General features: G+C 70.7%; 23 protein-coding genes. 8 read left to right on the top strand and 15 right to left on the bottom strand.

Annotation, left to right across the window (positions count from 1 at the left end):
• Positions 1 to 61: 61 nt before the first annotated feature.
• Positions 62 to 1,828 carry an acetyl/propionyl/methylcrotonyl-CoA carboxylase subunit alpha gene (locus JLI01S_RS11060; RefSeq protein WP_068264449.1) on the bottom strand — a complete coding sequence of 589 codons (1,767 nt, stop codon included), beginning with the start codon at positions 1,826 to 1,828 and terminating at the stop codon, positions 62 to 64.
• Between the two features lie 262 nt (positions 1,829 to 2,090).
• Here JLI01S_RS11060 and JLI01S_RS11055 point away from each other — a divergent pair, with 262 nt between their 5' ends.
• A complete protein-coding gene (locus JLI01S_RS11055; protein WP_068264447.1) occupies positions 2,091 to 3,020 on the top strand; it encodes an SDR family NAD(P)-dependent oxidoreductase in 930 nt (309 codons plus the stop codon).
• Here JLI01S_RS11055 and JLI01S_RS11050 read toward each other — a convergent pair.
• The 4 genes from JLI01S_RS11050 to JLI01S_RS11035 all read right to left on the bottom strand — a co-directional run bounded on the left by JLI01S_RS11050 (position 3,010) and on the right by JLI01S_RS11035 (position 8,812).
• Entirely contained in the window at positions 3,010 to 5,658 is a 2,649-nt protein-coding gene (locus tag JLI01S_RS11050) for a DUF4153 domain-containing protein (RefSeq protein WP_068264441.1), read from the bottom strand. The two genes, JLI01S_RS11055 and JLI01S_RS11050, sit on opposite strands and share 11 nt — an antisense overlap.
• Positions 5,655 to 6,350: a response regulator transcription factor gene (locus tag JLI01S_RS11045; protein WP_068264439.1), complete on the bottom strand. Its 696-nt coding sequence runs from the start codon at positions 6,348 to 6,350 to the stop codon at positions 5,655 to 5,657. Before JLI01S_RS11045 ends, JLI01S_RS11050 begins: the two co-directional genes overlap by 4 nt.
• Before the next feature lie 79 nt (positions 6,351 to 6,429).
• Positions 6,430 to 7,911, bottom strand: a complete 1,482-nt coding sequence (locus tag JLI01S_RS11040; protein ID WP_068264438.1) for a VWA domain-containing protein — start codon at positions 7,909 to 7,911, stop codon at positions 6,430 to 6,432.
• Entirely contained in the window at positions 7,904 to 8,812 is a 909-nt protein-coding gene (locus JLI01S_RS11035) for an AAA family ATPase (protein ID WP_068264436.1), read from the bottom strand. Before JLI01S_RS11035 ends, JLI01S_RS11040 begins: the two co-directional genes overlap by 8 nt.
• Positions 8,813 to 8,875: 63 nt before the next feature.
• Between JLI01S_RS11035 and JLI01S_RS11030 the strand changes: the two genes are divergently transcribed.
• A complete protein-coding gene (locus JLI01S_RS11030; RefSeq protein ID WP_068264434.1) occupies positions 8,876 to 9,796 on the top strand; it encodes a PfkB family carbohydrate kinase in 921 nt (306 codons plus the stop codon).
• On the opposite strand, the gene JLI01S_RS11025 is transcribed toward JLI01S_RS11030, so the two are convergent.
• Positions 9,778 to 10,164, bottom strand: a complete 387-nt coding sequence (locus tag JLI01S_RS11025; protein ID WP_068264432.1) for a MerR family transcriptional regulator — start codon at positions 10,162 to 10,164, stop codon at positions 9,778 to 9,780. The genes JLI01S_RS11030 and JLI01S_RS11025 overlap by 19 nt on opposite strands.
• Positions 10,165 to 10,227: 63 nt before the next feature.
• Here JLI01S_RS11025 and JLI01S_RS11020 point away from each other — a divergent pair, with 63 nt between their 5' ends.
• From JLI01S_RS11020 to JLI01S_RS11010, 3 genes are all read left to right on the top strand, one after another.
• A complete protein-coding gene (locus JLI01S_RS11020) occupies positions 10,228 to 11,424 on the top strand; it encodes an acyl-CoA dehydrogenase family protein (protein ID WP_068264430.1) in 1,197 nt (398 codons plus the stop codon).
• A gap of 26 nt (positions 11,425 to 11,450) precedes the next feature.
• Complete coding sequence (locus JLI01S_RS11015) at positions 11,451 to 13,013, top strand: acyl-CoA carboxylase subunit beta (protein WP_068264428.1); 1,563 nt, start codon at positions 11,451 to 11,453, stop codon at positions 13,011 to 13,013.
• A 125-nt stretch (positions 13,014 to 13,138) separates the two neighbouring features.
• The gene (locus tag JLI01S_RS11010; RefSeq protein WP_068264426.1) at positions 13,139 to 14,215 is read left to right on the top strand and encodes a S8 family serine peptidase; all 1,077 of its coding nucleotides are present in this window, start codon (positions 13,139 to 13,141) and stop codon (positions 14,213 to 14,215) included.
• Here the strand turns inward: JLI01S_RS11010 and JLI01S_RS11005 are convergent.
• Entirely contained in the window at positions 14,200 to 14,832 is a 633-nt protein-coding gene (locus tag JLI01S_RS11005) for a Maf family protein (RefSeq protein WP_068264465.1), read from the bottom strand. The two genes, JLI01S_RS11010 and JLI01S_RS11005, sit on opposite strands and share 16 nt — an antisense overlap.
• Positions 14,833 to 14,968: 136 nt before the next feature.
• Between JLI01S_RS11005 and JLI01S_RS11000 the strand changes: the two genes are divergently transcribed.
• A complete protein-coding gene (locus tag JLI01S_RS11000) occupies positions 14,969 to 16,240 on the top strand; it encodes a lipase family protein (protein WP_068264424.1) in 1,272 nt (423 codons plus the stop codon).
• A gap of 57 nt (positions 16,241 to 16,297) precedes the next feature.
• Here JLI01S_RS11000 and JLI01S_RS16970 read toward each other — a convergent pair whose 3' ends face one another.
• The 3 genes from JLI01S_RS16970 to JLI01S_RS10985 are packed head-to-tail and all read right to left on the bottom strand — an operon-like array spanning position 16,298 to position 20,807.
• The gene (locus JLI01S_RS16970; RefSeq protein ID WP_157074923.1) at positions 16,298 to 17,161 is read right to left on the bottom strand and encodes a hypothetical protein; all 864 of its coding nucleotides are present in this window, start codon (positions 17,159 to 17,161) and stop codon (positions 16,298 to 16,300) included.
• A 46-nt stretch (positions 17,162 to 17,207) separates the two neighbouring features.
• A complete protein-coding gene (locus tag JLI01S_RS10990; RefSeq protein WP_068264418.1) occupies positions 17,208 to 18,899 on the bottom strand; it encodes a DUF885 domain-containing protein in 1,692 nt (563 codons plus the stop codon).
• Positions 18,900 to 18,920: 21 nt separating this feature from the next.
• A complete protein-coding gene (locus JLI01S_RS10985; RefSeq protein ID WP_068264416.1) occupies positions 18,921 to 20,807 on the bottom strand; it encodes a Na+/H+ antiporter in 1,887 nt (628 codons plus the stop codon).
• An 81-nt stretch (positions 20,808 to 20,888) separates the two neighbouring features.
• On the opposite strand from JLI01S_RS10985, the gene JLI01S_RS10980 reads away from it, so the two are divergent.
• Both JLI01S_RS10980 and JLI01S_RS10975 read left to right on the top strand, forming a co-directional pair.
• Positions 20,889 to 21,686 (top strand): methyltransferase domain-containing protein, encoded by a 798-nt coding sequence (locus JLI01S_RS10980; RefSeq protein ID WP_068264413.1) that lies wholly within the window; start codon positions 20,889 to 20,891, stop codon positions 21,684 to 21,686.
• Between the two features lie 61 nt (positions 21,687 to 21,747).
• On the top strand, positions 21,748 to 22,287 hold the full coding sequence (locus JLI01S_RS10975) for a ribonuclease H family protein (protein WP_068264410.1): 540 nt from the start codon (positions 21,748 to 21,750) through the stop codon (positions 22,285 to 22,287).
• 3 nt (positions 22,288 to 22,290) lie between these two features.
• On the opposite strand, the gene JLI01S_RS10970 is transcribed toward JLI01S_RS10975, so the two are convergent.
• The 5 genes from JLI01S_RS10970 to JLI01S_RS10950 form a co-directional block, all read right to left on the bottom strand.
• Positions 22,291 to 23,385, bottom strand: coding sequence for a hypothetical protein (locus JLI01S_RS10970; protein ID WP_157074922.1), 1,095 nt, complete (start codon positions 23,383 to 23,385; stop codon positions 22,291 to 22,293).
• Between the two features lie 83 nt (positions 23,386 to 23,468).
• The gene (locus tag JLI01S_RS10965) at positions 23,469 to 24,131 is read right to left on the bottom strand and encodes an MOSC domain-containing protein (RefSeq protein WP_245634592.1); all 663 of its coding nucleotides are present in this window, start codon (positions 24,129 to 24,131) and stop codon (positions 23,469 to 23,471) included.
• A 47-nt stretch (positions 24,132 to 24,178) separates the two neighbouring features.
• Complete coding sequence (locus JLI01S_RS10960) at positions 24,179 to 24,853, bottom strand: MOSC domain-containing protein (protein WP_245634591.1); 675 nt, start codon at positions 24,851 to 24,853, stop codon at positions 24,179 to 24,181.
• A 114-nt stretch (positions 24,854 to 24,967) separates the two neighbouring features.
• The gene (locus JLI01S_RS10955) at positions 24,968 to 25,228 is read right to left on the bottom strand and encodes an acyl-CoA carboxylase subunit epsilon (RefSeq protein ID WP_068264408.1); all 261 of its coding nucleotides are present in this window, start codon (positions 25,226 to 25,228) and stop codon (positions 24,968 to 24,970) included.
• 38 nt (positions 25,229 to 25,266) lie between these two features.
• Complete coding sequence (locus JLI01S_RS10950) at positions 25,267 to 26,907, bottom strand: acyl-CoA carboxylase subunit beta (RefSeq protein WP_068264406.1); 1,641 nt, start codon at positions 26,905 to 26,907, stop codon at positions 25,267 to 25,269.
• Between the last annotated feature and the right edge of the window lie 3 nt (positions 26,908 to 26,910).

Below are 26,910 nucleotides of genomic sequence, written 5' to 3'. Positions count from 1 at the left end.
CCCCCGCCACGCCCGGTGGGCGTGGCGGGGGCGGCGTCGGTACTCGGGGTGTTGGCGCTCATCAGTCCTTGATCTCGGCGATGACCGCGCCATTGCTGACCGTGGCGCCGACCTCGGCGGACAGGCCGGTGATCGTGCCGGCCTTGTGGGCGTTGAGAGGCTGCTCCATCTTCATCGCCTCGAGGACGACGATCAAGTCACCCTCGGCGACCTCCTGGCCCTCCTCGACAGCGATCTTGACGATCGTGCCCTGCATGGGCGCGGTGAGGCTGTCGCCGGAGGCCGCAGCAGCGCCGCCACCTCCGCCGGAGCGCTTGGGAGCCTTCTTCTTCGCCGCGGCGCCGCCACCGCCGAGCGAGAGACCGCCCGGCAGGACGACCTCGAGGCGCTTGCCGCCGACCTCGACGGTGATCTTCTGGCGCTCGCCCTCGTCCTCGGCGGCTTCGCCGATCTCGCCACCGTAGGGCGCGATCTGGTTGTCGAACTCCGTCTCGATCCAGCGGGTGTGGATGGAGAAGGGCGCGCCGTCCGCCGGCGCGAAGGCCGGGTCGGACACGATGGTCTGGTGGAAGGGCACGACGGTCGGCATGCCCTCGACCACGAGCTCGGACAGGGCGCGGCGGGAGCGCTCGAGGGCCTGCTCACGGGTGGAGCCGGTGACGATGAGCTTGGCGATCATCGAGTCGAAGGCACCGGCGACGGTGTCTCCCTCGACGATGCCGGCGTCCCATCGCACGCCGGGGCCGGTCGGCACGGTCATCTTGGTGACGGTGCCGGGGGCCGGCATGAAGTTGCGTCCGGCGTCCTCGCCGTTGATACGGAACTCGAAGGAGTGTCCGCGGGCGATCGGGTCGTCGTAGCCGAGCTCCTCGCCGTCGGCGATGCGCAGCATCTCGCGGACGAGGTCGATGCCGGTGACCTCCTCGGACACGGGGTGCTCGACCTGCAGGCGGGTGTTGACCTCGAGGAAGGAGATCGTGCCGTCCTGGGCGACGAGGTACTCACAGGTACCGGCGCCGACGTAGCCGGCCTCCTTGAGGATCGCCTTGGAGGCGCGGACGAGCTCAGCATTCTGCTCGTCGGTGAGGAAGGGGGCCGGGGCCTCTTCCACGAGCTTCTGGTTGCGGCGCTGCAGCGAGCAGTCGCGGGTGGAGACGACGACGACATTGCCGTGCTGGTCGGCGAGGCACTGGGTCTCGACGTGACGGGGCTTGTCGAGGAACTTCTCGACGAGGCACTCGCCACGGCCGAAGGCCGTGACGGCCTCACGGACAGCGGACTCGAAGAGCTCGGGGATCTCCTCCATGGTGCGGGCGACCTTGAGACCGCGACCGCCACCGCCGTAGACCGCCTTGATGGCGATCGGCAGGCCGAACTCCTGCGCGAGTGCGACGACCTCGTCGGCGTCCTTGACCGGGTCCTTGGTACCAGGAGCAAGGGGGGCATTGGCCTTGACGGCGATGTGCTTGGCCTTGGCCTTGTCGCCGAGGGCGTCGATGGCCGCGGGGCTCGGGCCGATCCAGATCAGCCCGGCGTCGAGGACGGCCTGGGCGAACTCGGCATTCTCCGCGAGGAAGCCGTAGCCGGGGTGGACTGCGTCGGCGCCGGCGTCCTTGGCGACCTCGAGGAGCTTGTCCTGCAGGAGGTAGCTGTCGGCCGGGGTCTGACCTCCGAGCGCGTACGCCTCGTCGGCGACCTTGACGTGCAGGGCGTCGCGGTCGGGCTCGGCATAGACGGCGACGGAGCCGACTCCGGCGTCGGCGCAGGCGCGGGCGATGCGGACGGCGATCTCGCCGCGGTTGGCGATGAGGACTTTGCTGATGGCCATGGGTCGCAGACTACTGGGTGGCCGGACCACTTGATGGCCGGCCCGCATCGTGGCCCGCGCCACGTCGTGCATCGCCGGGTGCGCAGAGGAAGGGCTTCTCACCCCTTCGTCGAGCTCGGGCGGCGGTGGCAGCATGACTTGAGCCATTCCCTTACCTAGGTACAATGATCTAACTACTATGCCTGTGCCTGCCCGAGTCGATCGGACTCGAGGCCGACCGGTGAGGCAGCGGTGCGGGCCGATGGGTCCCGGAAGGAAGATCATGAGCCGAGACAACAGTGGTCTGACCGACCGCGTGGCGATCATCACCGGCGCAGGGCGGGGGCTGGGCAGGACCTACGCCCTGTCACTTGCTCAGCGCGGCGTCCGCGTCGTCGTCAACGATCCCGGTGCGGGCGTCGACGGTGCCGGCCACACCGACGACGCGGCTGGGGAGGTCGTCGCAGAGATCAGGGCTGCCGGAGGGACGGCGATCGCGAACTACGGCAGCGTGACGGACCCGTCAGCCGTGGAGTCGATGGTGGCCCAGACGGTCGACGAGTTCGGTCGCGTCGACATCCTCATCAACAACGCCGGCATCCTGCGTGACCGGTCCTTCCACAAGGTCGACCTCGCCGATGTGCTGAGCGTCCTGGATGTCCACCTGAACGGTTCACTGCGCTGCACGCATGCCGTGTGGCCCATCATGCGTGAGCAGGGTTTCGGGCGCGTCGTCCTGACGTCCTCGCAGAACGGGACCTACGGCAACTTCGGACAGGCCGGGTACGCCACGGCCAAGGCCGCCATGCTCGGGCTGATGAAGGTGCTCGCGATCGAGGGCGCGTCCAAGAACGTCAGGACCAACACGATCGTCCCGGTCGCCACGTCGCGCATGACGATGGGAACGATCATCGGCGATGCATCCGATGCCGAGCGCCTGCCGCCCGAGGCCGTCGCCGCGGGAGTGCTCTTCTTGGTGGGTGACGACGCTCCCAACGGCACGATCCTCAACGCGGGTGGCGGCAGCTTCTCGGTCACCGAGCTGCCGGAGACACGTGGAGCCTTCTTGGGCGTCGACGTGACACCGGAGGACGTCCGTGCCCGTTGGAGCGACATCACGGCGGGTGGCTTCGTCGACGTCCTCCCCGACGGTCCGGCGCAGTTCACCAAGTTCCTCGGTATGCAGGACGCGGGGGGCACGGTCACTGGGTGATCAGCGGGCGATCGTTGTCGCTCAGGTCGCACCCGGGGCGAAGGGGGTAGTCCGCGCGGATGTCGTCCGCGCGGGAACGGGCGAGGTTCCACTCCGGCCAGGCGCTGTTGCCGTCGCGGGTCGTGGAGCGGGAGATGACGCAGGCCTTCAGGTCGGCGGGCAGGTCGCTCGCGTGGATGGCGGGGACGGCGTCGTCGCCCAGCTGTGACAGGTACAGGGAGTCGATCTCTCCGGTCTGCTGGTACTGCGCGATGTTGCGCTCGGCGACGAAGCCGTTGACATTGCCCAGCGACAGGCCCGCGACGAGGACCGCGGCACTCACCAGGACCGTGCGGCCGAGCCACCGTCGACCGACGAAGAGGGAGACGAGCACGGCGAGGACGACGATGCCCAGCCAGATCTCGAAGACGTCGACGTTGACCCGCAGGGTCGTGTAGCCGAAGGCCTCCTGGTAGAGGGCCATGCGCCGCAGCGCGGAGGCGACGACGAGGAGGGTGAGGACGCAGAGGACGGCGTTCATCGCGGTCATCGTGCGGCGGTCGCGGAGGCTGTCGACGCGTCCCCAGGAGCGCACGCCGGCGATGAGGAGGAGGACGAGTGCCGTGGCCAGGGTCAGCTGGCCAAAGCCCTGGCGGGCGGACTCGGCGTAGGTGACGCCGGCCGTGCGCATGACGTAGTCGTGCCCGCCGATGGTCGCGGCGGCCTGCGCCGCGATGAAGACGGCGAACACCGCGATGACGACGCCGAGGGGGACCTGCCACTCGCGCACGGGGATGCGGGCCTGCGTGACCCGGTGGGCCTGCAGCTCGTCGACCGCCGGCGGGTTGATGGCGAGGTAGAGGCCGGTCAGGGTGATGCCGGCGAAGAAGACGAGCGTGAAGACGCGGAAGACGAACATGTCGCTGATGTCGGGGACGATCGCCGACGCCCAGGAGCCGAGGACGGCATCGGCCGAGGCGAGGAGCCCGCCGAAGACGAGGAGGAGCACGAGACTGACCGCGGCGGTGCGCAGGACAGACCAGGCCTTGCCCTGCCGGGCGAGTGCGCGGATCGTGCGGTCGAGCAGGGGCAGACCGCGCAGCGCGGACGCGGGCCAGGCCACCACTGCGGCGACCATGCCGCTGACGCGCCGGGCGTCGGTGCAGGCCGCCGCCGCGAGGATCCCGGCCATGAGGACCGCGAGGACGACGAAGCCGGGGTGGGCCCGCACGATCGTCGTCAGCCCGAGCGGCAGGGCGAGCGTCGCGGTGAACCACGACCATCGCGTGTTGCGTCGGGGCGAGGCCAGCCACAGCGCGCCGCCGCCTGCGGCCAGCACGATGAGGAGACCGACGCCGAGGTCGTTGTCGGGCAGCAGGAGCGCCGCGAGCAGGCCGACCGCAAGGGCGGCGCCGAGCAGCCGTGGCTGGCCCTCGGTGGTGCGCTCGGGCCACCACTTGGCCAGTGAGGGCGAAGGGGGCGACGCCGCCGCAGTCGGGGTGGTGGGGAGGGGCGGCGCGGACATGGTGGTCTCCTGGATCGGTGCGGTGATCGGCCGGTCGGCGACCAGTGGTGCGGGCGAGGGGGAGGGGGAAGGCAGGACCAGGGGCAGCGTCATGCGGAGCACGGCGCCCCCCGTGCCCGCTCCCTGCCCTTCGAGACGGCGCTGGCGCGCCTCCTCAGGACCCGGAGCTTGCGCAGCAAGCGTCTCGAAGGGAACCGCCTCGATCGTGCCGCCGTGCATGGTCGCGACCCACGCAGCGATGGCCAGGCCGAGGCCGGTGCCACCCCCGTCGTCCCCGCCGGGACCGAAGCGGTGGAAGAGGCGCTCGGCGCGCTCCGGCGAGAGGCCGGGCCCGTCGTCGGCGACGGTGAGGGTCCACTGGTGGGCATCGGTGCGTGCGGACAGCGTCACCGTGCCGCCGCTCGGGCTGTGCCGGACGGCGTTGTCGAGCAGGTTGGCGGTCACCTGGGCCAGGCGCGACCGGTCGCCGGCGATGGTGAGGTCTGCCGGCTCGACGTCGACGACGAGGGAGACGTCACGCCCCTGGAGGGCGGCCTCGTCGACGGCTTCGTCGAGCAGGTCCTGCACGCGGACTCGACTGGGGGAGAAGGGGACTCCGCGACCATCCGGTCGTGACAGGTCGAGCAGGTCGGTGACGAGGGAGGCGAGCCGCTCGGACTGGGCCAGCGCTGCGCGCAGGGTGCTCTCGTCGGGGGCCGTGACGCCGTCGGCCAGGTTTTCCAGCAGGGCCTGCTGGGCGCTCAGCGGGGTGCGCAGCTCGTGCGCGACGGTCGCGACGAGGCGACGACGGTGCTCCTCGCTCTGCTCGAGCTCGGTGGCCATGGAGGTGAAGGCGCGGGCGAGCACACCCACTTCGTCCTGGCTGGACGTCGTGATGGCTGCGGCGTAGTCCCCCTTGGCCATGCGTCGTGCGGCGTCGGTCATCTGCAGCAGGGGGGTGGTCATGCCCGAGGCGAGCCACCGGGTGACGACGAGGGCGACCCCGACGGTCGCCGGCAGCCCGAGCCACAGGGGGACCCCGGCGTCGGTGCCGATCGTCCCGACCACCGCGGCCACGAGCACGCTGGCGCCGACGAGCACGGCCAGGCGGGTGCGGATCGAGCTGAGCCCGCTGAGGGGCTGCGAGCGGTTCACTGTCCCGAGCCGTCGTCGAGGGCGTAGCCGACGCCGTGCACGGTCCGGATGCGGTGCGCGCCCACCTTGGTGCGCAAGGACTTGATGTGGCTGTCGAGGCTGCCGCGCCCCAGACCGTCGTCCCAGCCCCACAGGTCGGCGACGATCCGCTCTCTGCGCAGCACCGCTCCGGGCTCGCGGGCGAGGAGGGCGAGCAGGTCGAACTCGGTGGGGGTCAGGTGGACGGCCTGCCCATCCACGGTGCAGCGTCGGGTGCGCTCGTCGAGGAGCAGCCCGTCGTGCTGGACCGGCCCGTCGTCGCTGCGACCCAGCTCGGCCGCCCGCTCGACCCGGCGCAGCAGGGCGCGGACCCGGGCGACGACCTCGCGCATCCGGAAGGGCTTGGTGAGGTAGTCGTCGGCGCCGACGCCGAGCCCGACGATGATGTCGCTCTCGTCGTCGCGGGCCGTGAGCATGAGGACGGGCACCGGCCGCACGGCCTGGATGCGACGGCAGACCTCGAGCCCGTCGAAGCCGGGGAGCATGAGATCGAGGACGACGACCTCGGGGGAGTGCTCGGCGAAGGCGGTCACCGCGCTCGGTCCGTCGTGGGCCCGCGTGACCTCGAAGCCCTCGGCCACGAAGCGGTCCGTCAGGGCCTGGTTGATCGTCGGGTCGTCCTCGACGATCAGGACGTGCGGGGTGCTGGTCATGGACTCAGGCTAGGCAGCCCGACCGGGAGATCTCCGGGACGAGATCTGGAGATTGTCTGCAGATCTGCAGGGAGTGGCGTCAGCCCACCGGCAGGCGGGAGACGAACTGCCGCAGCTGCTCGATGTTGCGCACCTCGTGCATGTCGACGACTTGGGCGTACTGGCTGGCGACGGAGTCGCCGGTGTCCCACATGCCCGACCGCTCGGGGTTGAGCCAGACCGCGTGCCTGGCCCGGGAGACCAGCTCGCGCAGGGCATCCACCTGAGGGTCGGTGCCGTTGGTGCGGGCGTCGCCCAGGATGAGCACGGTCGAGCGTGGTCCCACGGCGTCGAGGTGGTGCTCGACGGCATCGACGAAGGCCGAGCCGTAGTCGCTCGAGCCGTGCCAGCGGGTCATCTGCGCCTCGCGGGAGACGCGCTCGCTGATGTCCTCGCCGAACTGAGCCTCGCGCACCAGCTCGGTGATGTCGTCGCAGGTGTTGATGAAGCCGATGAAGCGCACCCGGCGGAAGGCCCCGGCGAGCGACTGCAGCAGCAGCATCGTGAAGCGGGAGAAGCCCGCGACGGATCCCGACATGTCGCACAGCAGGACGATGTCCGCACGACTGCGGGTGCGCCGCTTGTACGCGGGCCGCACCGGCACCCCACCGGTGGACATCGCCGCGCGCAGGGTGCGCCGGATGTCGATGGTGCCCCGGGACTGGCGGCGCTGGCGGGCGGCCAGCTTGGCCGCGAGCTTGCGTGACAGGGGAGTGATGACGGCGTGCAGCTCGGCCGCCTCCGCGGTCCCGGTCAGCAGGAAGTCCTTGCGCTCCAAGGGGTCGCGCACCCCGTAGCGCGAGATCCGCTCGCGTCCCCGGACCTCGGCGTTGCGGCGGGCGGCCTCCGTCTCGATCTTGCGACGGAAGGCCCCGACCCGGCCGCGGATCTCGTCGCGGTCGTAGCGGTCGCTCAGCTGCTCGGGACGCCACGGGCTCCCCGAGCCGCCCCCGCCGCCACCGGATGCCCCACCGCGGCCGGAGCCGCTGCCACCCGAGCCCTCTCCGGCACCGCCGGTGACGTCACCGGCGTCCCTGGCCCGCTGCAGCGCAGCGGCGATCGCCGTCTGCGGGGCGAGGCGCTCGATGGTCTGGTTGGCCGACCACCCACCCGTCGACGACTCGTTGGCCAGGCGGCCCAGCTCCTGCAGCGCGCGGGAGGCGAGTCGGTCGAGCTCGGCCTCGTCGCCGCGCGCCAGCGCGTCGATGAGCTCATCACGGATGGCGGCGGCGCGCGCTCGGGCGCCGGCCGTGTCGGTCGGGGCGGGCGGCTCGTCGTCACCCGTGCGGGCCCCGACCGCAGCGGGGAAGTGGATGTCGAAGAGCTGGTCGAAGACCGCTCGGTCCGCGGACCGGCGCATCATCGTCGCTGCCAGCCCGGTGCGCAGGCGCTCGCGGTCCTCGAGCCCGAGCGTCGTTGCGGCAGAGGCAGCGTCGGTGATCTCAGAGGTCCCGACCGTCACCCCGTGGAGGCGAAGGGAGCGGGCCAGGTCGACGAGCCGCTCGCCGAGCGGATCAGGCAAGGGCCCGGTCCAGGTCCAGGGTCCGGGCCGCGAGGTCGATGTCCTCGCGGTGCTTGAGGACGACACCGAGGGTGGCTCGCACCAGGTCGGGCTGCAGGTCGCCGTCCGCGCCGAGGCTGAGCAGCGTGCGCGCCCAGTCGATCGTCTCGGCGACCGACGGCGACTTGCGCAGGCGCATCTCGCGCAGCGCGCCGACGAGTCGCACGACGGACGCAGCGAGGGTCTCCCCGAGGTCGGGCACGGTCAGGCGCACGATCCGCAGCTCGAGGTCGGCCTCGGGGTAGTCGATGTGCAGGTAGAGGCAGCGTCGGCGCAGCGCCTCGGACAGCTCACGGGTGGCATTGGAGGTCAGGACGACGAAGGGGGTCTGGCTCGCCCGGATCGTCCCGAGCTCGGGGACCGTCACCTGGAAGTCCGAGAGCACCTCGAGCAGCAGCCCCTCGATCTCGACATCGGCCTTGTCGAGCTCGTCGATGAGCAGCACGGTCGGGTGCTCGTTGCGGATCGCGGTGAGCAGGGGGCGCGAGAGGAGGAACTCGTCGGTGAAGATGTCCTCCTTGACCGAGCTCCAGTCGGCCTCGTCCGCGCCCCGCGTGTCGTGGTGGGCACCTGCAGCGGTGATGCGCAGCAGCTGCTTGGCGTGGTTCCACTCGTAGAGCGCGCGGGCCTCGTCGACGCCCTCGTAGCACTGCAGCCGCACGAGCTCGCCGTCCGTGGCATCCGCGACGGCCGCGCTGAGGGCGGTCTTGCCGACGCCGGCCGGTCCCTCGATGAGCAGCGGCTTGCCGAGCTGGTCGGCGAGGTAGACCGTCGTCGCGATCGCGTCGGAGGCGAGGTAGCCGTGGTCGGCGAGGCGCTCGCGGACATCATCGACCGAGGCGAAGCGGGGGGTGTGCGTCATGGTCGCATTCTGCCGCAGTGTCCTGAGCGAGCGCTCACCGCTGGGTGGGTAGCGTGGCGGTGCATGAGCCCCCGGGTCATCCACACCGCCCAGGCCCTCGTCGATGTCGTCGTCGAGGTGCCCGCACTCCCGCGCCGTGGCGGCAATGCCATGGCGTCGACCGCGACGCGCTACGCCGGGGGAGCGGTGACGATCCTCCTCGCGGCAGTGCGCTCCGGCGCCGAGGCCGTCCATGCCGGGGCCCACGGATGTGGCCCCAACGGCGACCTCGTGAGGAAGACCCTTGCGGCAGAAGGCGTCTCCCTGTCGGCGCCGATCACCGAGGGCCTCGACACCGGCATCTGCGTCGTCATGGTCGAGCCTTCTGCGGAGCGCACCTTCGTCACCACCCAGGAGGCCGAGCGCCAGATCACGCCGCAGTCGCTGCAGACGAGCGAGCCAACCGCAGGGGACCTGGTCTGCGTGAGCGGCTACTCCTTCGTCGGCACGACCCGGGAGCCGCTCATCACCTGGCTCGAGTCGCTTCCCGAGGAGGTCGTGGTCGTGCTCGACCCCGGTGCCCTCTTCGCGGAGCTGGGCTCCTCCCTTCGCTCCCGCATCGTGGCGCTCACCGATGTGTGGACCGGCAACGGCGAGGAGTCCGAGGACTTCGGTGGAGCACAGGGGATGGGGCCGGCGGCCGAGGCCGTCGCCGCCCTGCTGAAGCCGGGTGCCGTCGCCGTCGTGCGCGACGGCGAGGAAGGGTGTGCCGTGCATGCCGACGGCGTGACCACCGTCGTGCCGGGCTACCCGGAGAAGGCGATCGACACCAATGGCGCCGGCGACACCCACACCGGAGTCCTGCTCGCGGAGCGGACGAAGGGGACGGACTGGCCCGATGCCTGCCGCCGGGCCAATGCAGCCGGCGCCATCAAGGTCACCCGACGCGGCCCGACGAGCGCACCCACGGCTGCGGAGATCGACGCCTACCTCGCGGGTCGCTGACCCAGATCCGCGCGGCAGCGCTGCTCGAAGGTCTCCAGCTCGGACAGGGCGTCCTCGATGTCACGACGCCGCTGCTCGAGGTCCTCGCGGCGCTCGCCGATCTGCGACAGGACGTACTCCAGCTGACTGCGCCGACCGCGCGGGGCGTCGTAGAGGTTGATGATCGTGGCGATCTCGTCGAGCGGGAAGCCCAGGCGCTTGCCGCGCAGGATGAGCGCCAGGCGGGTCCGGTCACGGCGGTGGAAGAGGCGCGTGGTGCCCTGCCGCTCGGGGGAGATCAGGCCGATGTCCTCGTAGTGCCGGATCGTGCGGGTAGTCACGCCGAACTCGTCCGCGATCTCGCGGATGGTCCAGGTGGGGCTTGTCATGAACCGAGATGATGCTTTACGTTGACGTCAACGTCAAGTAGCCGACCGTCAAGGAAGACAGGCATGTTCGAGCTCTCGCAGGACCATGAGGACTTCCGCGCCAGCGTGCGCGACTTCGTCGAGAAGGAGGTCGAGCCGCACGTCGCCCAGTGGGACAAGGACCACCACTTCCCGACCGAGGTCGTCGGCCGGATGGGTCAGCTGGGTCTCTTCGGCCTGGTCGTCCCGGAGCGATGGGGAGGCTCCGCCGAGACCGTCGACGGTGTCGTGCAGTCCGACTTCACCGCCCTGTGCGTCGCGATCGAGGAGCTCGGCCGCGTCGACCAGTCGATCGGCATCACGCTGTCGGCCGGGGTCGGCCTGGGCATCAACCCGATCCTCACCTACGGCACCGACGAGCAGCGCGACACCTGGCTGCCCGACCTCGTCGCCGGCAAGGCGCTCGCCGGCTTCGGCCTGACCGAGCCCGACGCGGGCTCCGACGCGGGCGGTACCCGCACCACCGCCAAGCGTGATGGTGACGAGTGGGTCATCGACGGCGCCAAGTCCTTCATCACCAACTCCGGCACCGACATCACCTCACTGGTGACCGTCACCGCCCGCACGGGCACGAGCGACGAGGGCCGCCCGCAGATCTCGGCGATCATCGTCCCGAGCGGTACACCCGGCTTCACGGTCGAGGCCCCGTACGACAAGCTCGGCTGGAACATCTCCGACACCCACGGCCTGAGCTTCGCCGGCTGCCGCGTGCCCGCCGACAACCTCGTCGGTACCGAGGGGCAGGGCTTCCGCCAGTTCCTCAAGACCCTCGACGACGGTCGCATCGCGATCTCCGCGCTGGCCACCGGCCTGACGCAGCGGATGCTCGAGCTGTCGACCGAGTACGCCAAGACCCGCACGGCCTTCGGTCGCCCGATCGGCGTCAACCAGGGCGTGTCCTTCCAGGTGTCCGACCTCGCCGTCATGGCCGAGACCTCACGCGTGCTGACCTACAAGGCCGCCTGGCTCAAGGACGAGGCCGACCGCGGTCGTCGCTCGACCAAGGAGGTCGCCAAGGCGGCCTCGATCGCCAAGCTCTACACCTCTGAGGCCGCGGTGACCGCGACCCGCATCGCGACGCAGATCTTCGGTGGCAACGGCTTCATGGAGGAGTACCCGGTCGCACGCTTCTACCGTGACGCCAAGATCCTCGAGATCGGCGAGGGCACCTCCGAGGTCCAGCGCATGGTCATCGCCCGCCATCTCGGCCTCCCGGTCTGAGTGCCGGCCGAGCGACAAGGAGCATCATGACCAGTCATCCTCTGGACCCCAAGGTCGAGGACGTCCGTCGTCGGCTGCGCGAGGCGCACGCCGCATCGGAGCGTCCGACCGACAAGGCCGCCGCCAAGCTGGAGGCGCAGAACAAGCTCTACGTGCGTGACCGCATCGCGCTGCTCGTCGACGAGGGTTCCTTCGTCGAGGACGGGCGTTATGCCAACTCGCTCTCCGCGGGACTGCCGGCCGACGGCGTCGTCACCGGCCGCGCCCTGGTCGATGACCGACCCGTGATCATCATCGCCAATGACCCGACCGTGAAGGCCGGCTCGTGGGGCGCGCGCACCGTCGAGAAGATCGTGCGCTCGACCGAGACGGCCCTGCGCGAGGAGCTGCCGGTCTTCTGGCTCGTCGACTCCGCCGGTGCGCGGATCACCGACCAGGTCGAGATGTTTCCCGGTCGCCGAGGCGCGGGGCACATCTTCCACAACCAGGTCGCGTTGTCGGGCAAGGTCCCGCAGGTCTGCTGCCTCTTCGGCCCGAGCGCCGCAGGTGGCGCCTACATCCCGTCCTTCACCGATCTCGTCATCATGGTCGAGGGCAATGCCTCGATGTACCTCGGCAGCCCGCGGATGGCAGAAATGGTCGTCGGGGAGAAGGTCTCGCTCGACGAGATGGGTGGCGCCCGCATGCACTGCACCGTGAGCGGTGTGGGCGATGTCCTCGTCAGCGATGACACGGAGGCCATCGAGACGGCCCGGCTGTGGCTGAGCTATCTCCCGCTCAACTGGCGCAGCCCGCTCCCTTCGTACGAGCCGGAGGAGCCCTCGGCCCGGCTGACTGCCGCGACCATCCCCGAGCGGGAGTCGCAGCCCTTCGACGTCCACGAAGTCATCGCCGGGCTCGTCGACGACGACTCCTTCTTCGAGGTCAAGGCGCTCTTCGCGCCCGAGCTCGTCGTCGGGCTCGGGCGCATGGCGGGGGAGACGGTCGGCATCGTCGCCAACAACTCGATGGCCAAGGGTGGGGTCCTCTTCACCGACAGCGCCGACAAGGCAGCCCGCTTCATCTGGCTGTGCGACGCGTACTCGATCCCGCTCATCTACCTGGCTGATGTCCCCGGCTTCATGATTGGGTCCGAGGTCGAGCGCGGCGGCATCATCCGCCACGGCGCCAAGATGGTCTCGGCCGTCGCGTCGGCGACCGTCCCGCAGTTCTGCGTCATCGTCCGCAAGGCCTACGGGGCCGGCCTGTACGCGATGGGCGGGCCCGGCTTCGCGCCGGACGCGACGATCGCGCTGCCGACGGCACGCATCGCGGTCATGGGTCCCGAGGCGGCGGTCAATGCCGTCTACGCCAACAAGATCGCCCAGGTCGAGGCGGACGAGGGCGAGGCCGCTCGCGATGCCTACATCGCGGCCAAGCGTGCCGAGTACGAGGAGGACGTCGACCTCGAGCGGCTGGCTGCCGACCTCGTCCTCGACCAGATCATCGAGCCGGAGCAGCTGCGCGACGAGCTGCTCGCGCGCCTGCGCCACGCCCGCGGACGGGACCGCAACTTCTCCGAGCGCCGCCGGGGGATCCCGCCGGTCTGATCCGAGGTCGGCAGTGCCGGGCGGGTGGGCGACGGGGTGACCCGTCTCCCACCCGCTCGCGCTGCGAGGTCCGCTCTTCGTCGTTACCGTGGAGTAACCCACGTTCCCTGACGAAGGATCCCCTGATGAAGCGCTTCACCGCTCCCTTCGCCGCCGCAGCCTGTGCGATCGGCCTCGTGGCCACCGCCGGCTCCGCCGGCGCCGCCACGAATGACCCTCTCCGCGACGACCTGTGGGGCCTGGACCAGGTTCACGCCGAGCAGGCCTGGGAGAGCAGCCGCGGAGAGGGCGTCGTCGTCGCCGTCGTGGACACCGGCGTCGACCTGGGCCACCCCGACCTGGCCGGCCGTCTCGTCCCGGGCGCTGACTTCGTCTGTGGTGAGGGCGTCACCGGCTCCTGCGGCGACGGCAGCTGGAAGGGCCAGGACGGCGTGGGCCAGGAGTCCGACGTCCACGGCACCCACGTCTCCGGCACGATCGTCGGCGCCGCGGACAACGGGATGGGCGTCACCGGGGTCGCGCCCGACGCCAAGGTCATGCCGATCAAGGTGCTCGAGGACGGGGCCGGCGCCAGCGAGGACATCGCCGAGGGCATCCGCTACGCCGCCGACAACGGCGCGGACGTCATCAACCTCAGCCTCGGCGGACTGCCGGGGACCCAGATCTTCTCCATCTTCGGGCTCGACACGACGATGAAGGACGCGATCCAGTACGCCCGCGACAAGGGCACGCTGACCGTGGCGGCCGCCGGCAACACCTCGACCCTGCTGTGCAACGACCCGGCCTTCAGCAGTGACTCGATCTGCGTGGGCGCCACCGACCGCAACCAGCTGAAGTCCTACTTCTCCGAGCTGCCGGTGAAGCTCGACGGCAAGGGCGTCGCCGGACCGGGTGGCTCCGGGCGGCTCCTCGGCGGTCCCTGCTCCGACGACATCATCTCCACCGTGCCGCGCGGCACCGGCACCGACGAGTGCGGCGAGGGCAAGGACTACGCGGCCTTCGCCGGGACCTCGATGGCCACTCCGCACGTCGCGGGAGTCGCCGCGATCCTCTTCGGCCAGGGACGCAGCATGGGCAATGTCGAGCAGGCGATCCTGTCGACCTCACGTCACCCGCTGCTCGGCATCCGCGGTGGGTTCAGCGCCCTCTACGGTCGCGGCATCGTGGACGCCCAGGCGGCGGTCGCCTACCCGCGCGACTGACCTGCAGCGACATCCCACCAGTCGGCGCCGAGGTCGGCGAGGAGACGTCGCAGTACTGGCAGGCAGAGCCCGATGACGGTGCTGGGGTGCCCCTCGATCGACTCGACGAAGGGGGCGCCCAGCCCGTCGAGGGTGAAGCCGCCGGCCACGTGGAGCGGCTCTCCGGTCGCGACATAGCCCTCGATCTCGGCGTCGCCCACAGCGGCGAACCGGACGGTCGCACTCGCCGGAGCACCGGCGGTGCGGCCGTCACGCGTGTCCACCAGGTGGTGCCCGGTGTGGAGCACGGCGGAGCGGCCGCTGATCTGCTGCCACCGCTCACGGGCGACCTGCGGCGTGCCCGGCTTGCCGTGGACCTGCCCGTCGACCTCGAGGACGGAGTCGCAGGCGAGGACGAAGCGGGCATCCTGCCCGATGCGATCGGCGACCGCCGCTCCCTTCGCCTCGGCCAGCAGCTGGGCCAGCCGGGAGGGCGACAGGTGCGGGTCCTGCTGGCGGGCCACGTGCTCGACGGCGTCCTCGTCGACGGAGCTGACGACCACGCGTGGCTCGATCCCGCTGGCGCGCAGCAGGTGCAGACGTGCGGGCGAGGCGGACGCGAGGACGAGTGAGTGCATGGCCACATCATCCACCGGTTGTCAGCAGCATGACTCGCCAGTAACTTGTCCTCACCGCCACAACGACGAGGTCATCGAGTCCGGGGACACCCCCTGCGAGGTCGACGAGCTCGCCCATGCTCACGACAGGACACAGATGACCTCCCTCACCACGCGTGCCGTTGCCGCGGCGACCCTCGCGGTCGCCGTCACCCTCCCGCTCGCCGGCAACGCCAGTGCCGACCACAAGGACATCCCCGGCACCGCCGGCGCCCAGACCCTCACCAACACCCCCGAGCCCGAGCGCGACGCCTTCTACGAGCCGCCGGCCACCATCCCCGCCACGCCGGGCACCCTCATCCGGTCCGAGCCGGCACCGTTGCTGCTCGACCCGCTGGGGCTGTCCAAGAGCGTGGTCACCGCGACCCGTGTCATGTACTCGTCGACCGACGGCCAGGGCCGCCCGATCGCCGTCACCGGCACCGTCTTCGTCCCGAAGACGACGTACGTCGGCGCGTCCGCCCGCCCGCTGGTCTCCTACGCGGCCGGCACGCAGGGCATGGGCGATGCGTGCGCTCCGTCCCAGCAGATGGAAAATCTCGTCGAGTACGAGGGGCTCGGCATCGCCCCCCTGATCACCCGCGGATACGCCGTGTCGATGACCGACTACCAGGGGATGGGGACCCCGGGCACGCACACCTACATGGTGCGTGAGGCGCAGGGCCGCGCGGTCCTGGACATGGCGCGGGCTACCAAGAACCTCAAGGGCAGCGGCGTGACCAATGCCAACCCCATCGGCCTCATGGGCTACTCGCAGGGGGGTGGCGCCGCTGCGGCCGCCGCCGAGCTCGCCGGCAGCTACGCGCCGGACCTCGCGATCAAGGGCTCGGCGATCGGTGCGCCGCCCGCTGACCTGGCCAAGGTCGGCAAGAACATCGACGGCGGGCTGTACTTCGCCTTCGCGACCTTCGCGCTGCTCGGCGTCGCACAGTCCGAGGGGATCGACCCCAGCCCCTACCTCAACGCCGAGGGCAAGAAGCTGGCTGCGGGCGTGGAGAACAAGTGCGTCTTCGACCTCTTCGAGTACGCCTTCAAGGACTCGGGGACGTACACCACCAGTGGCAAGAAGCTGTCCGAGCTGCTCGACGAGCAGCCCTTCCGGGCCGCGGTCGAGCGTCAGCGGATCGGCAAGATCAAGCCGACTGCCCCCGTGGTCATCAACCACGCCATCGGTGACGACACCATCCCGTACGCAGTCGGCAAGCAGCTGGGCAGCGACTGGTGTGACAAGGGTGCCCGGGTGACCTTCAACGCCGGGATCATCCCGACCCACGTCGGCGGCATGCTGCCGCACGTGGCGAAGTCGATGGTCTTCTTCGAGGACCGCTTCGCCGGCCGCAACGAGCCCAACAGCTGCTGGCGTCTCTGACCCGTGGCACGCAGGGGGCGGGGCCGGTCGATCCGGTCCCGCCCCTGCGTCATGTGGTCAGGACAGCGTCGCTCCGATGATGGCGTCGCGCAGGCCGGCCGACACCCGCGACGTGTCCAGGTCCAGCAGGAGGATCGAGCCGTCACTGTTGCGGTAGCTCGCCGAGCCGGAGGCGCTCGAGGTGCGTGACCACGCGCCGGGGTTGGGCCCCGGACCGGAGCCGAGCACCGCCTCGACCCGGTCGTTGGCGTAGCTCCACGCGCTCGCGTCGAGCTTGCCCCAAGCCCGCACGAAGGCATCCGTGTAGGCGTTCGCGGTCTGGGGCAGGCCGTCCCCGGAGGGCGGTGTGGGCTGGTCGTCGGCGGTGAATGCGGCCGAGGTCACGGCGTGCTCGGAGCGCGTGCCGAGAGGGGTGTGATCGACGATGACCGTGAGGGAACGCGAGCCGTCCGAATAGGTGACCTCGGTACTGCCCGCATAGCCGGTCGACGACGTGCGCTTCCACCCGCTGCCACCGCTGCCGCCACCAAAGAGGGCGCTCACCGCGGCGCTCGTGCCGTAGGTCGACGCCGAGGCGCGGTCCCCGCGTCCCCACGCACGCACGAAGGCGTCCGCATAGGCGGCGGCGGTGCCGGGGAGCTGCTCGTCCTCGTCCGTGTCGTCGCTGCTCGTGCTGGAGGACGCCGAGGACGACGACGTCCCCGACGCCGACGAGCTGCTGGACGACGAGGTCCGCGATCCCTTGGTGGAGGAGGGGGAGCTGGTCACCGTCTGCGTCGTCGGCGCATTGCTCGTCGAGCTGGAGTAGGTGACCGTGACCGTCTCCGGGCCGGGGCTGACCCGGTCATCGGGTTGCGCGGAGCACCCGGCCACGACGATGGACGTGGCCAAGACGTACGCAGACCCCCGGAAAAGCTTCACGCATCGATCGTAGTTGCGTGGCGTGATCCTGCGTGAGCCATCGTGCTCACATCTGGGTCTCACCGAGGACGGCCGAGCGCAGAGTGTCCAGGCCGACGCTGCCGATGTCGAGGGCGCGTCGGTGGAAGCCCCGCAGGTCGAAGGCCTCTCCCTCGCGACGGGCGGTCTCCTCGCGCAGCTGCAGCCACAGTCGCTCGCCGATCTTGTAGCTCGGGGCCTGACCGGGCCAGCCGAGGTAGCGGTCGAGCTCGAAGCGCAGGAAGCCCTCGTCCATGTTGGCGTGCGCGGACAGGAAGTCCCAGGCCTTGTCGTAGGTCCACTCGCCGCCGCCCACCTCGGCGGGAGCCTCGAAGCCGCAGTGCACGCCGATGTCGAGGACGACCCGTGCCGCCCGCAGCGACTGCCCGTCGAGCAGGCCCATGCGGTTGCCGGGGTCGTCCATGTGCCCGAGCTCGGCCATCAGCCACTCGGCGTACAACGCCCAGCCCTCGCCGTGACCCGAGGTCCAGGAGGCGAGGCGACGCCAACGGTTGAGGAGTCCCTTGCGGTGGATCGTCTGACCCACCTGGAGGTGGTGGCCGGGGACGCCCTCGTGGTAAACGGTCGTGAGCTCCCGCCAGGTGCCGAACTCGGTGACGCCCTTGGGCACCGACCACCACATGCGACCTGGCCGGGTGAAGTCATCGCTCGGGCCGGTGTAGTAGATCCCGCCGGTCTCGGTCGGCGCGATGAGGCACTCGATGGTGCGGACCGACTCGGGGATGTCCATGTGCGGCGCGACCAGCTCGATCGCCTCGTCGGCGGTGCGCTGCATCCACTCGCGCAGGGCCTCGGTGCCGTGCAGCTGGTAGCGCTCGTCGGCGTCGAGGACGGCGATCGCCTCCTTGACGCTCGCCCCGGGGCGGATCTCCTGCGCGACCGACTCCATCTGGGCGGTGATCCGGGCGAGTTCCTCCTGACCCCAGGCATAGGTCTCCTCGAGGTCGATCCTCGCCCCGAGGAAGGCGCGGGAGCTCAGCTGGTAGGCCTCGCGCCCGCACGCGTCCGCCTCGGGAGCCTGGTCCCGCAGGGGCTCCAGACGGACCGCCAGCTCGCGGTACGCGCCCGCGGCCGTCTCGACCGCACGGGCGAGCTCGGCGGCGACGGGGGCGGGCAGGGGAGCGCCGTCATCGAGTGCAGCGCCTGCGAGCAGGCCGGCGAAGTAGCCGTCCGCGGCGGTGAGGTCCGCGCACTGCTCGATGCACCGCTCGTACTGGCGAAGGGGGGCGATCCTCCCCTGGCTCGCGGCGAGGGTCAGGGACTGCGTCCACTGCTCGAGAGCGACCGGCACCTTGCTCATGCGGGTGGCGATGGTCGCCCAGTCGTCGGCGCTCGCGGTCGCCATGATGTCGAAGACATCGCGCACCGACTGCATCGGTGAGGCGATGACATTGATCTCCTGCAGGTCCAGGCCGGCGGCGTGGATCTCCTCGGCCAGCCCCAGTCGCTCGCGCATCGCCTCGATGGTCACCCGGTCGACCTCGTCGACGGGAGTGGCCGCGTCGAGGGCGGCGAGCGTCTCCTTGCGCAGGGCGGACGCTGCCGCGAAACCGGCGGGTGAGAGGTCGTCCAGCTCGCTCTCGTGACCCGGCAGCCCGAGGTAGGACGCGGTGATCGGCGAGAGGGCGATCTCACGATCGAGGTGCTCCTCGGCGATGCGGTCGACGGCGGTCTGCGGGCGGCTCTGCTGGGTGGTCACATGCCGGACGCTACCCAACGCTCACACGAGCGTCTCGTCGATGAAGCACCAGCGCCACGCCTCGCCGGGCTCCAGCGAGCGCATCACCGGGTGGCCGGTGTCGCGATGATGGGCGGCGGCGTGCCCGTGGGAGGAGTCGCAGCAGCCGACGTGCCCGCACGAGAGGCAGACGCGCAGGTGCAGCCAGGACTGGCCGTCGGCGAGGCACTCCTCGCAGCCCTCGGGTTGGCGTGGGGTGACGCACTCCGGCAGCTCTTGCTGGTGCACGCACTCGCCGGTGATGCGGTGCGGGGCGCGCAGCGGCGCGTCGCGGACCGCCTCAACGCGCGCACCGATCGACTCGAGCGTCGACTCCTCGACGTCGAGTGCGCCCAGGACGTCCGCGAGGACCTGGTGGTCGACGACGCCGCGGTCGCGGATGCGCAGCAGCTCGGTGCGCTCGGCCTGCAGCACGGGCAGCCGAGCGCGCCGGTAGGCGTCACTCGGTGACTCGGAGTCGTTGTTGCCCAGTCGCTCCCAGACCCGGTTGACCCGCATCCGCGCCTGCTGGCGCAGGCGGTCGTCGACATCCGGGTCGATGTCCGACAGCTCGTCGAGGCGGCGCAGGCCGGCGCTCACCGCCGACTGCGTGACGGTCGCCTCCTGCAGGGCGTCCTCACGTGCGTCGGGCCCGTGGACGCCGAGCGCACGCGCCAGGAGGGGCAGGGTGGTGCCCTGGATGAGCAGGGTCCCGATGGTCACGGTCATGGCGATGAGGACCAGCGTCGGGCGGTGCGGCGTGTCCGGTGGGAGCAGGAGCGCGGCCGCCAGCGTGACGACGCCCCGCATCCCGGCCCAGCTCACGATCACGCCCTCGCCGAAGGGGCTGAGCACATCCCGCTCGCGGTGGGAGGTGCGGGAGCGCAACCAGCGGAAGGGGAAGATCCACACGGGTCGCAGGACCAGGACGGTGGCCAGGACCGCGAGCCCGGCGAGCAGGGTCGTGCCCAGACCGAGATCGGACGCCTGCACGTCCTCGACCAAGCTGCTCAGCTGCAGCCCGATGACGAGGAAGACCGCATTTTCGAGGATGAACTGGATGCTCGCCCAGTTGGAGCGCTCGGACAGGCGCGACCGGGCATTCTGCAGGAGGGGGGAGCGGTGACCGAGCAGCAGCCCGGTGGTCACCACGGCGAGGACACCCGACGCGTGGAGCAGCTCGGCAGGCAGATAGGCGGCGAAGGGGGCGATGAAGCTGATCGTCGTGTCCGCCACCGGAGAGTTGGCGTGGCGTCGTAGCACCGCGATGAGCTTGTAGGCGACGACTCCGACGACGACACCGCCGATGGCCGCCCTCAGGAAGTCGAGCGTGACGGACTGGACCGAGACGTCGAAGGCGCCGTGGCTCCCGTGCCCGGCGGCGAGGCCGGCGACGGCGAGGGCGGTGCGCAGGGAGACCAGGGCAGTCGCGTCGTTGAGCAGGGACTCGCCCTCGAGCAGGGTGACCGCACGACGGGGTAGCCCGATGCTGCGGGCCACCGCCGTCGCGGCCACGGCATCCGGCGGGGCGACGATCGCACCGAGGGCGAAGGCCAGCGCGAAGCTGATCGGGAGCAGCGTGCTCGCGACGACGGCCACCCCGAGGGCCGTGAAGAGCACGAGGGCGATCGACAGGCCCGCGATGGCCACGCGCTGCGCCTTGAGGTCGACGAGCGAGGTCGAGATGGCGGTGGCGTAGAGGAGCGGGGGCAGCAGGCCGAGGAGCACGACCTCCGACGAGAGGGTGACCTCGGGGAACCACGGGACGAAGGATGCCGCCGCACCGACTGCGAGGAGCAGCAGCGGGGTGAGCAGGCCGAGTCGTGACGCGATCCCGTGCACGAGCAGGGAGGCGACCGCGATGGCCAGGAGGGTCAGGGCGAGGTCCACCAGGTCATTGTCGTCCCCCGACGACCATCTCGGCATCCGTCGGGCACGCGGAGGAGCCGCGGACGGTGCCACGATCGGTCGATGACGTCCTATGTCCACGGCCACGCCACCCCTGTCGTCGCCGCGCACGCCGCGCGCACCCTCGACAACTCGGCCGCCTACCTCGCCGACCACCTGCACGTGGGGCTGCGCGTCCTCGACGTCGGCTGCGGGCCGGGGTCGATCACCCTGGAGATCGCGCAGCGGGTGGCGCCGGGCCAGGTCGTCGGCGTCGACGCGTCGGCGTCGGTCATCGACGTCGCCCGCGCGGCGGCCGGGTCCGCGGGGGACACGCGCACCCGCTTCGAGGTCGCGGACGCCATGCGGCTGCCCTTCGACGACGACGCCTTCGACATCGTCCACGCCCACCAGGTGTTGCAGCACGTGCCTGACCCGGTGGGGCTGCTGCGCGAGATGGCGCGTGTCACCCGACCGGGCGGACTCGTCGCTGCCCGCGACGCGGACTACGAGGCGATGACCTGGGCTCCCGCACACCCCGGGCTCGATCGGTGGCTGGAGCTCTACCGGGCAGCCGCCCGCGGCACCGGCGGGGAGCCGGATGCCGGCCGCCACCTCCTGCGCTGGGCGCACGAGTCCGGGCTCACCGATGTCACCGCGACGGCCTCGGTGTGGTGCTACGCCGACGACGACGCGCGTCAGTGGTGGGGAGGGCAGTGGCAGCGTCGCGCCGTCGAGTCGGGCTTCCACGACCAGGTCCTCGCCCAGGGCCTCGCCGACGCAGGGGAGGTCGCGGGCCTCGTCGACGCCTGGCGGGAGTGGACCTCGTCACCCGACGGATGGTTCGTCATCGTGCACGGGGAGATCCTCGCCCGCGTCTGATCGCCGGCGTCTGATACAAACAGCCGCAGCCCATACCCCCTTCGTCCCTCGGAGTGACCGCATGACCCTCACCGCCGCCGCTGACGGCTCCGCGCTCGGCAACCCCGGCCCTGCCGGCTGGGGCTGGTACATCGACGAGGACCGCTGGGACCTCGGCGGCTGGCCGCACGGCACCAACAACATGGGCGAGCTCACGGCGGTCCTCGACCTGCTGCAGCAGACGGCGCACCTCGACGAGGACCTGCACGTCATCTGCGACAGCAAGTACGTCATCAACTCGATCACCTCGTGGATGCCGGGGTGGAAGGCCAAGGGCTGGCGCAAGAAGGACGGCAAGCCGGTCCTCAACCTCGAGATCATGCAGGCGCTCGACGCGGCCATGGCCGATCGTCGGGTGACCTTCGAGTGGGTCAAGGGCCACGCGGGTCACGCCCTCAACGAGGAGGCCGACCGGCTCGCGACGACCGCGGCCGCCGCATGGTCGAAGGGGGCCGCCCCCGAGAGCGGTCCCGGCATCCCGGGTGCCCGGTCCGGCACTGCCGAGGTGATCGTCGAGCGGGCCGTCGAGCCCGTCGAGGAGGAGCCCCTGTCGCTCTTCTGAGCCTTACTGGTGGAGGAAGGGGGCGTCGCGCGCCTGGAGCCGGGTCTGGATCTTGACCTGGGCGCCTTCACGTTGCGGCTCGAGGATCGCGGTGACGACCGGGCCGTCCGCGGTCACCTTGTCGACCACGTAGGCATCGGAGAGTGCCCGGCCGTACATGTCCCTGCCGCTCGCGAAGACCTCCTTGATCGGGTCGACCGATGACTCTGCCGCGCCCTCGTCGGAGAAGTGGTAGGCCACGACCAGGCGGGGACCCCCGTCGGGCTCGAGCCAGCCGATGGCCACTGCGTCGAAGGCGTGCTCGGGCAGCGGGCCGACATGGTCTGCCGCTCTCGGGGTGCGCAGCGTGGTGCCGGCGCTGAAGTCCCCGCCCACGGCGAACTGTGCCGACACGGCGTCCTGCTCGTCGAGGGCGTCGGCCAGCGAGCTCATCGTCGGGTCGTCGGACAGCGGCATCTCCGGTCCGTCCAGCCAGTCCTCGACTGCGGCCGTGGAGGATGAGCCCCCGAGCCGTCCGTCCCGTTGCGCCATGCGCACGGGCGCTCCCGTCGGCTGCACCACCGTCGTCCTGGCGAGGTCGCCCTCACCGTCCTCGCCCTCACCGACAGTGCGCACGCCATCGCCGACCTCCGGCAGGTGATCGAGCGTCGAGTCGTCGAAGTCCCCGGTCAGTGAGGCAAAGCTCCGGGGCCGGTCGATGACCTCGGCGTACGAGGAGATGTCCACGGTGGACCACCCAGCAATGTCGTGGAACTCCTGTGCCTTCAGCCCAAACTTGGGGTTGGTCAGCTCGGGCATCGGCGCCAGGACCGGCGCGTACGAGCCGTCGGACTGCTGCCCGGAGAGTGGAGCCATCCAGGCCGAGATGGACTCCGGATCGAGATCGGTGGGCCGCTTCAGGCCGGCGGCCTCGGTCGCTGCGTCGAGGTCGACAACACGCACCATGTACTCCTCGCCCTCGGGTCGCGGGAGCTGGGCGAGGCCGGCCGTGACGGTGAATTCCTCGTCGCCTCCCCCGATCAGGTCGGGCACACCGCAGGCGCTGGTGGCCAGGACGGCGAGCGTCACCCCGGCCGCGATCGTCGTGCGCATGGTCATCTGTGCCCTCTGGTGTGCAGGTGCCGCCGCGCCCCCGACGGGCGGTCACGCTGGCAGCGTATCGGGGCTCGCGCGCGATCGGGTCAGATGCGACCAGCCAGTTCGTTCCGGCGATCGCCGCTCAGGACGCCGGAGTCGAGGGCCGTGCGGGCGGCGTCGCGATCCCCGAACCAGGCGCGCAGGTAGGTCGGCACGTCCAGTCCCGAGCCCGAGGGGATGACGGTGATCGTGTCCTCTGGGTGGATCTCGCCCGGCTCGACGACGCTCAGGTAAGCACCACTGCGACCGTGGGCGGCGAAGCGCTTGACCCAGCCTCGTTCGCCCATGCGCTCGCCGAAGGTCGCGCAGGGCACGCGGGGCCCACGGACCTCCAGGACCGCGGTCCCGACGCGCCAGCGGTCGCCGATCTCCGCGGCGTCCACGTCGAGGCCGCTGGTCGTGAGGTTCTCCCCGAACATCCCGTGCGGCAGCTCGCGCCCGAGCTCGCGCTCCCAGGCATCGAGCTCTTCGCGGGCGAAGGCGTAGACCGCTTGGTCGGACCCACCGTGGTGCCGCCCGTCGCCGACGTGGTCGCCCCCGACCCCGGAGACGCCCGCGCCGTCGACGACGCGCTTGGGCCCGGGATCGCTGACCCGGATGACGTCGACGGGCTGCTTGCCGATGCCGGTCGGCCGACCCTTGGGGATGCGTTGCAGCATCGGTCGGCCGATGTTGACGGACAGGACGTGGGGTGGGGAGACGGGCACCAGCCCGATGCTAGGTCCTGAGGGGACGGGCGTGTCCCGGTGGCCGCTCAGCGGTCGCGCGCGACGACGTCGAGGAACTGCTGGCGACGGTGCCCGGTGTAGACCTCGGCATCGAGGACTCGCCGGGCGAGATCGACATCGCCCATCTTTGCGCGCAGCACCATCGGCAGGTCGATGCCCGAGCCGCAGCGCTCGACGACGACCGGGTCGCCGGTCCGGATCTCGCCCGGCTCGACCACGCTGAGCAGGGAACCGGTGCGGCCGTGGGCCATGAAGCGCTTGACCCACCCGGGCTCACCCATCCATTCACCAAAAGTGGCGCACGGCTGTCGCGTCCAGCGCACCTCGAGGACCGCGCTGCCGACGCGCCACCGGTCGCCGACCTCGGCTGCGTCCACGTCGAGCCCGGTCGTCGTGAGGTTCTCCCCGAAGTGCCCGTCGGGCAGCTCGCGCCCCAGTGCCTCGGCCCACAGGTCCAGCTCCTCGCGAGCGTAGGCATAGACGGCGCGGTCGGACCCGCCGTGGAAGCGACCGTCGCCGACGTGATCGCCCTCGACCCCGGAGACACCAGCCCCATCAAGGATCCGCCTCGGCCCGGGGTCGCTCACGCGCAGGACCTCCACGGGCCGCTTGTCGATCCCGGTCGGCCGGCCCTCGGGGACGCGCTGCAGCATCGGTCGGCCGATGTTGACGGAGAGGACGCGTGGGAGGTCGGTGGGCACGTCGTGAGGTTACGTCGTCCCCTTCGCGCCCGGGATCTCACCCGTCGGCTGACGATCCACGCAGGACCGCGACGTAAGGTCGCGGTCCTGCGTGGACCAGGTGTCCGGGATGGGTCAGCGGGGAAGGCCGGAGGCCACCCAGCCACCGAAGGAGGGATGGACCGCAGGTCGCAGCATCCGCTCGGGGGAGGACCAGCGCGAAGGGGGTCCCGCCGGGGCCTCCTCCTCGCCACCACCGAGGCCGGACAGGACCGCGACGAGCGCGGCGACCTGCTCCGGGGAGGCGTCACCGAGGACTTCGATGCGCGGACCCACGGGAACTTGCGCCTGCTCGCCAGCCGTCTGCTCGTCGATCTGCTCGGGTGCGGTACTCACAGCGTGGAGCCGATCAGACGTCTGAGCCTGCGAAGACGTCATAGCGGAATGTTTCCGTGCTTCTTGGCCGGCAGGGTCTCCCGCTTGGTGCGCAGGGCCCGCAGCGCCTTGGAGACATTCATTCGCGTGTTGCTCGGTGTGATGACCGTGTCGATGTAGCCGCGCTCGGCCGCCACGTACGGGTTGGCCAGCGCGTCCTCGTAGGCGCTGATGAACTCCTGGCGCGCTGCGTCGACATCGCGACCCTCGGACTCCGCGGCAGCCAGCTGCTTGCGGTAGAGGATGTTGACCGCGCCCTGGGCACCCATGACCGCGATCTGGGCGGTCGGCCACGCGAGGTTGATGTCGGCGCCGAGGTGCTTGGAGCCCATGACGTCGTAGGCGCCGCCGTAGGCCTTGCGGGTGATGACGGTGACGAGGGGCACCGTCGCCTCGGCGTAGGCGTAGATGAGCTTGGCGCCACGGCGGATGATGCCGTTCCACTCCTGGTCGGTGCCGGGGAGGAAGCCGGGGACGTCGACGAGGGTGAGGACCGGGACGTTGAAGGCGTCGCAGGTGCGCACGAAGCGCGCGGCCTTCTCCGACGCATCGATGTCGAGGGTCCCGGCGAACTGCATCGGGTTGTTGGCCACGATGCCGATGGACTGGCCCTCGACGCGGCCGAAGCCGCAGATCATGTTGGGGGCGAAGAGCGGGTGCACCTCGAGGAACTCGCCGTCGTCGACGATCGTCTCGATGACGGCCTTCATGTCGTAGGGCATGTTGGCCGAGTCGGGGATGATCGTGTCGAGCGCCAGGTCGGTGTCGTTGACCGCCAGGTCGAGCTCGCCACCGAAGGAGGGGGCGGTCTCGAGGTTGTTGCTCGGCAAGTAGGACAGGAGCGCCTTGACGTAGTCGATGGCGTCTTCTTCGTCGGTGCCCATGTAGTGGGCGACACCGGACTTGGTGTTGTGCGAGCGGGCGCCACCGAGGTCCTCGAACTCCACGTCCTCACCGGTGACGGTCTTGATGACGTCAGGGCCGGTGATGAACATGTGCGACGTCTGGTCGACCATCACGGTGAAGTCGGTGACGGCGGGGGAGTAGACCGCGCCGCCGGCGCAGGGACCCAGGATGAGCGAGATCTGCGGGATGACACCCGATGCGTGGACATTGCGCTTGAAGATCTCGCCGTAGAGACCGAGGGAGACCACACCCTCCTGGATGCGTGCACCGCCGGAGTCGTTGAGGCCGATGACCGGGCAGCCGATCTTCATGGCGAAGTCCATGACCTTGGTGATCTTTTCGCCGAAGACCTCACCGAGCGACCCGCCGAAGACCGTGAAGTCCTGGGCGAAGATCGCGACCTGCCGGCCGTCGACCGTGCCGTAGCCCGTGACGACACCGTCGCCGTAGGGACGGTTGGCCTCCTGGCCGAAGGCGGTCGAGCGGTGGCGCGCGTACTTGTCCATCTCGACGAAGCTGTCGTCGTCGAGGAGGAGGGCGATGCGCTCACGAGCGGTCTTCTTGCCGCGGGCGTGCTGCTTCTCGACAGCACGCTCGGACCCGGCATTGGCCACCTCGGCCACCCGACGCTTGAGATCGGCGAGCTTGCCGGCCGTCGTGTGGATGTTGATGTCAGCGGGGACGTCGGTGCCACCGATCGCCTGAGCGTCTGTGGTCTCGGTGCTCTGGGACATGAG

The sequence above is a fragment of the Janibacter limosus NBRC 16128 genome, assembly GCF_001570985.1.
Classification (GTDB): domain Bacteria; phylum Actinomycetota; class Actinomycetes; order Actinomycetales; family Dermatophilaceae; genus Janibacter; species Janibacter limosus.
Note: the sequence above shows the minus strand (reverse complement) of the source record. Positions and strands in the feature narration are given on the sequence as shown.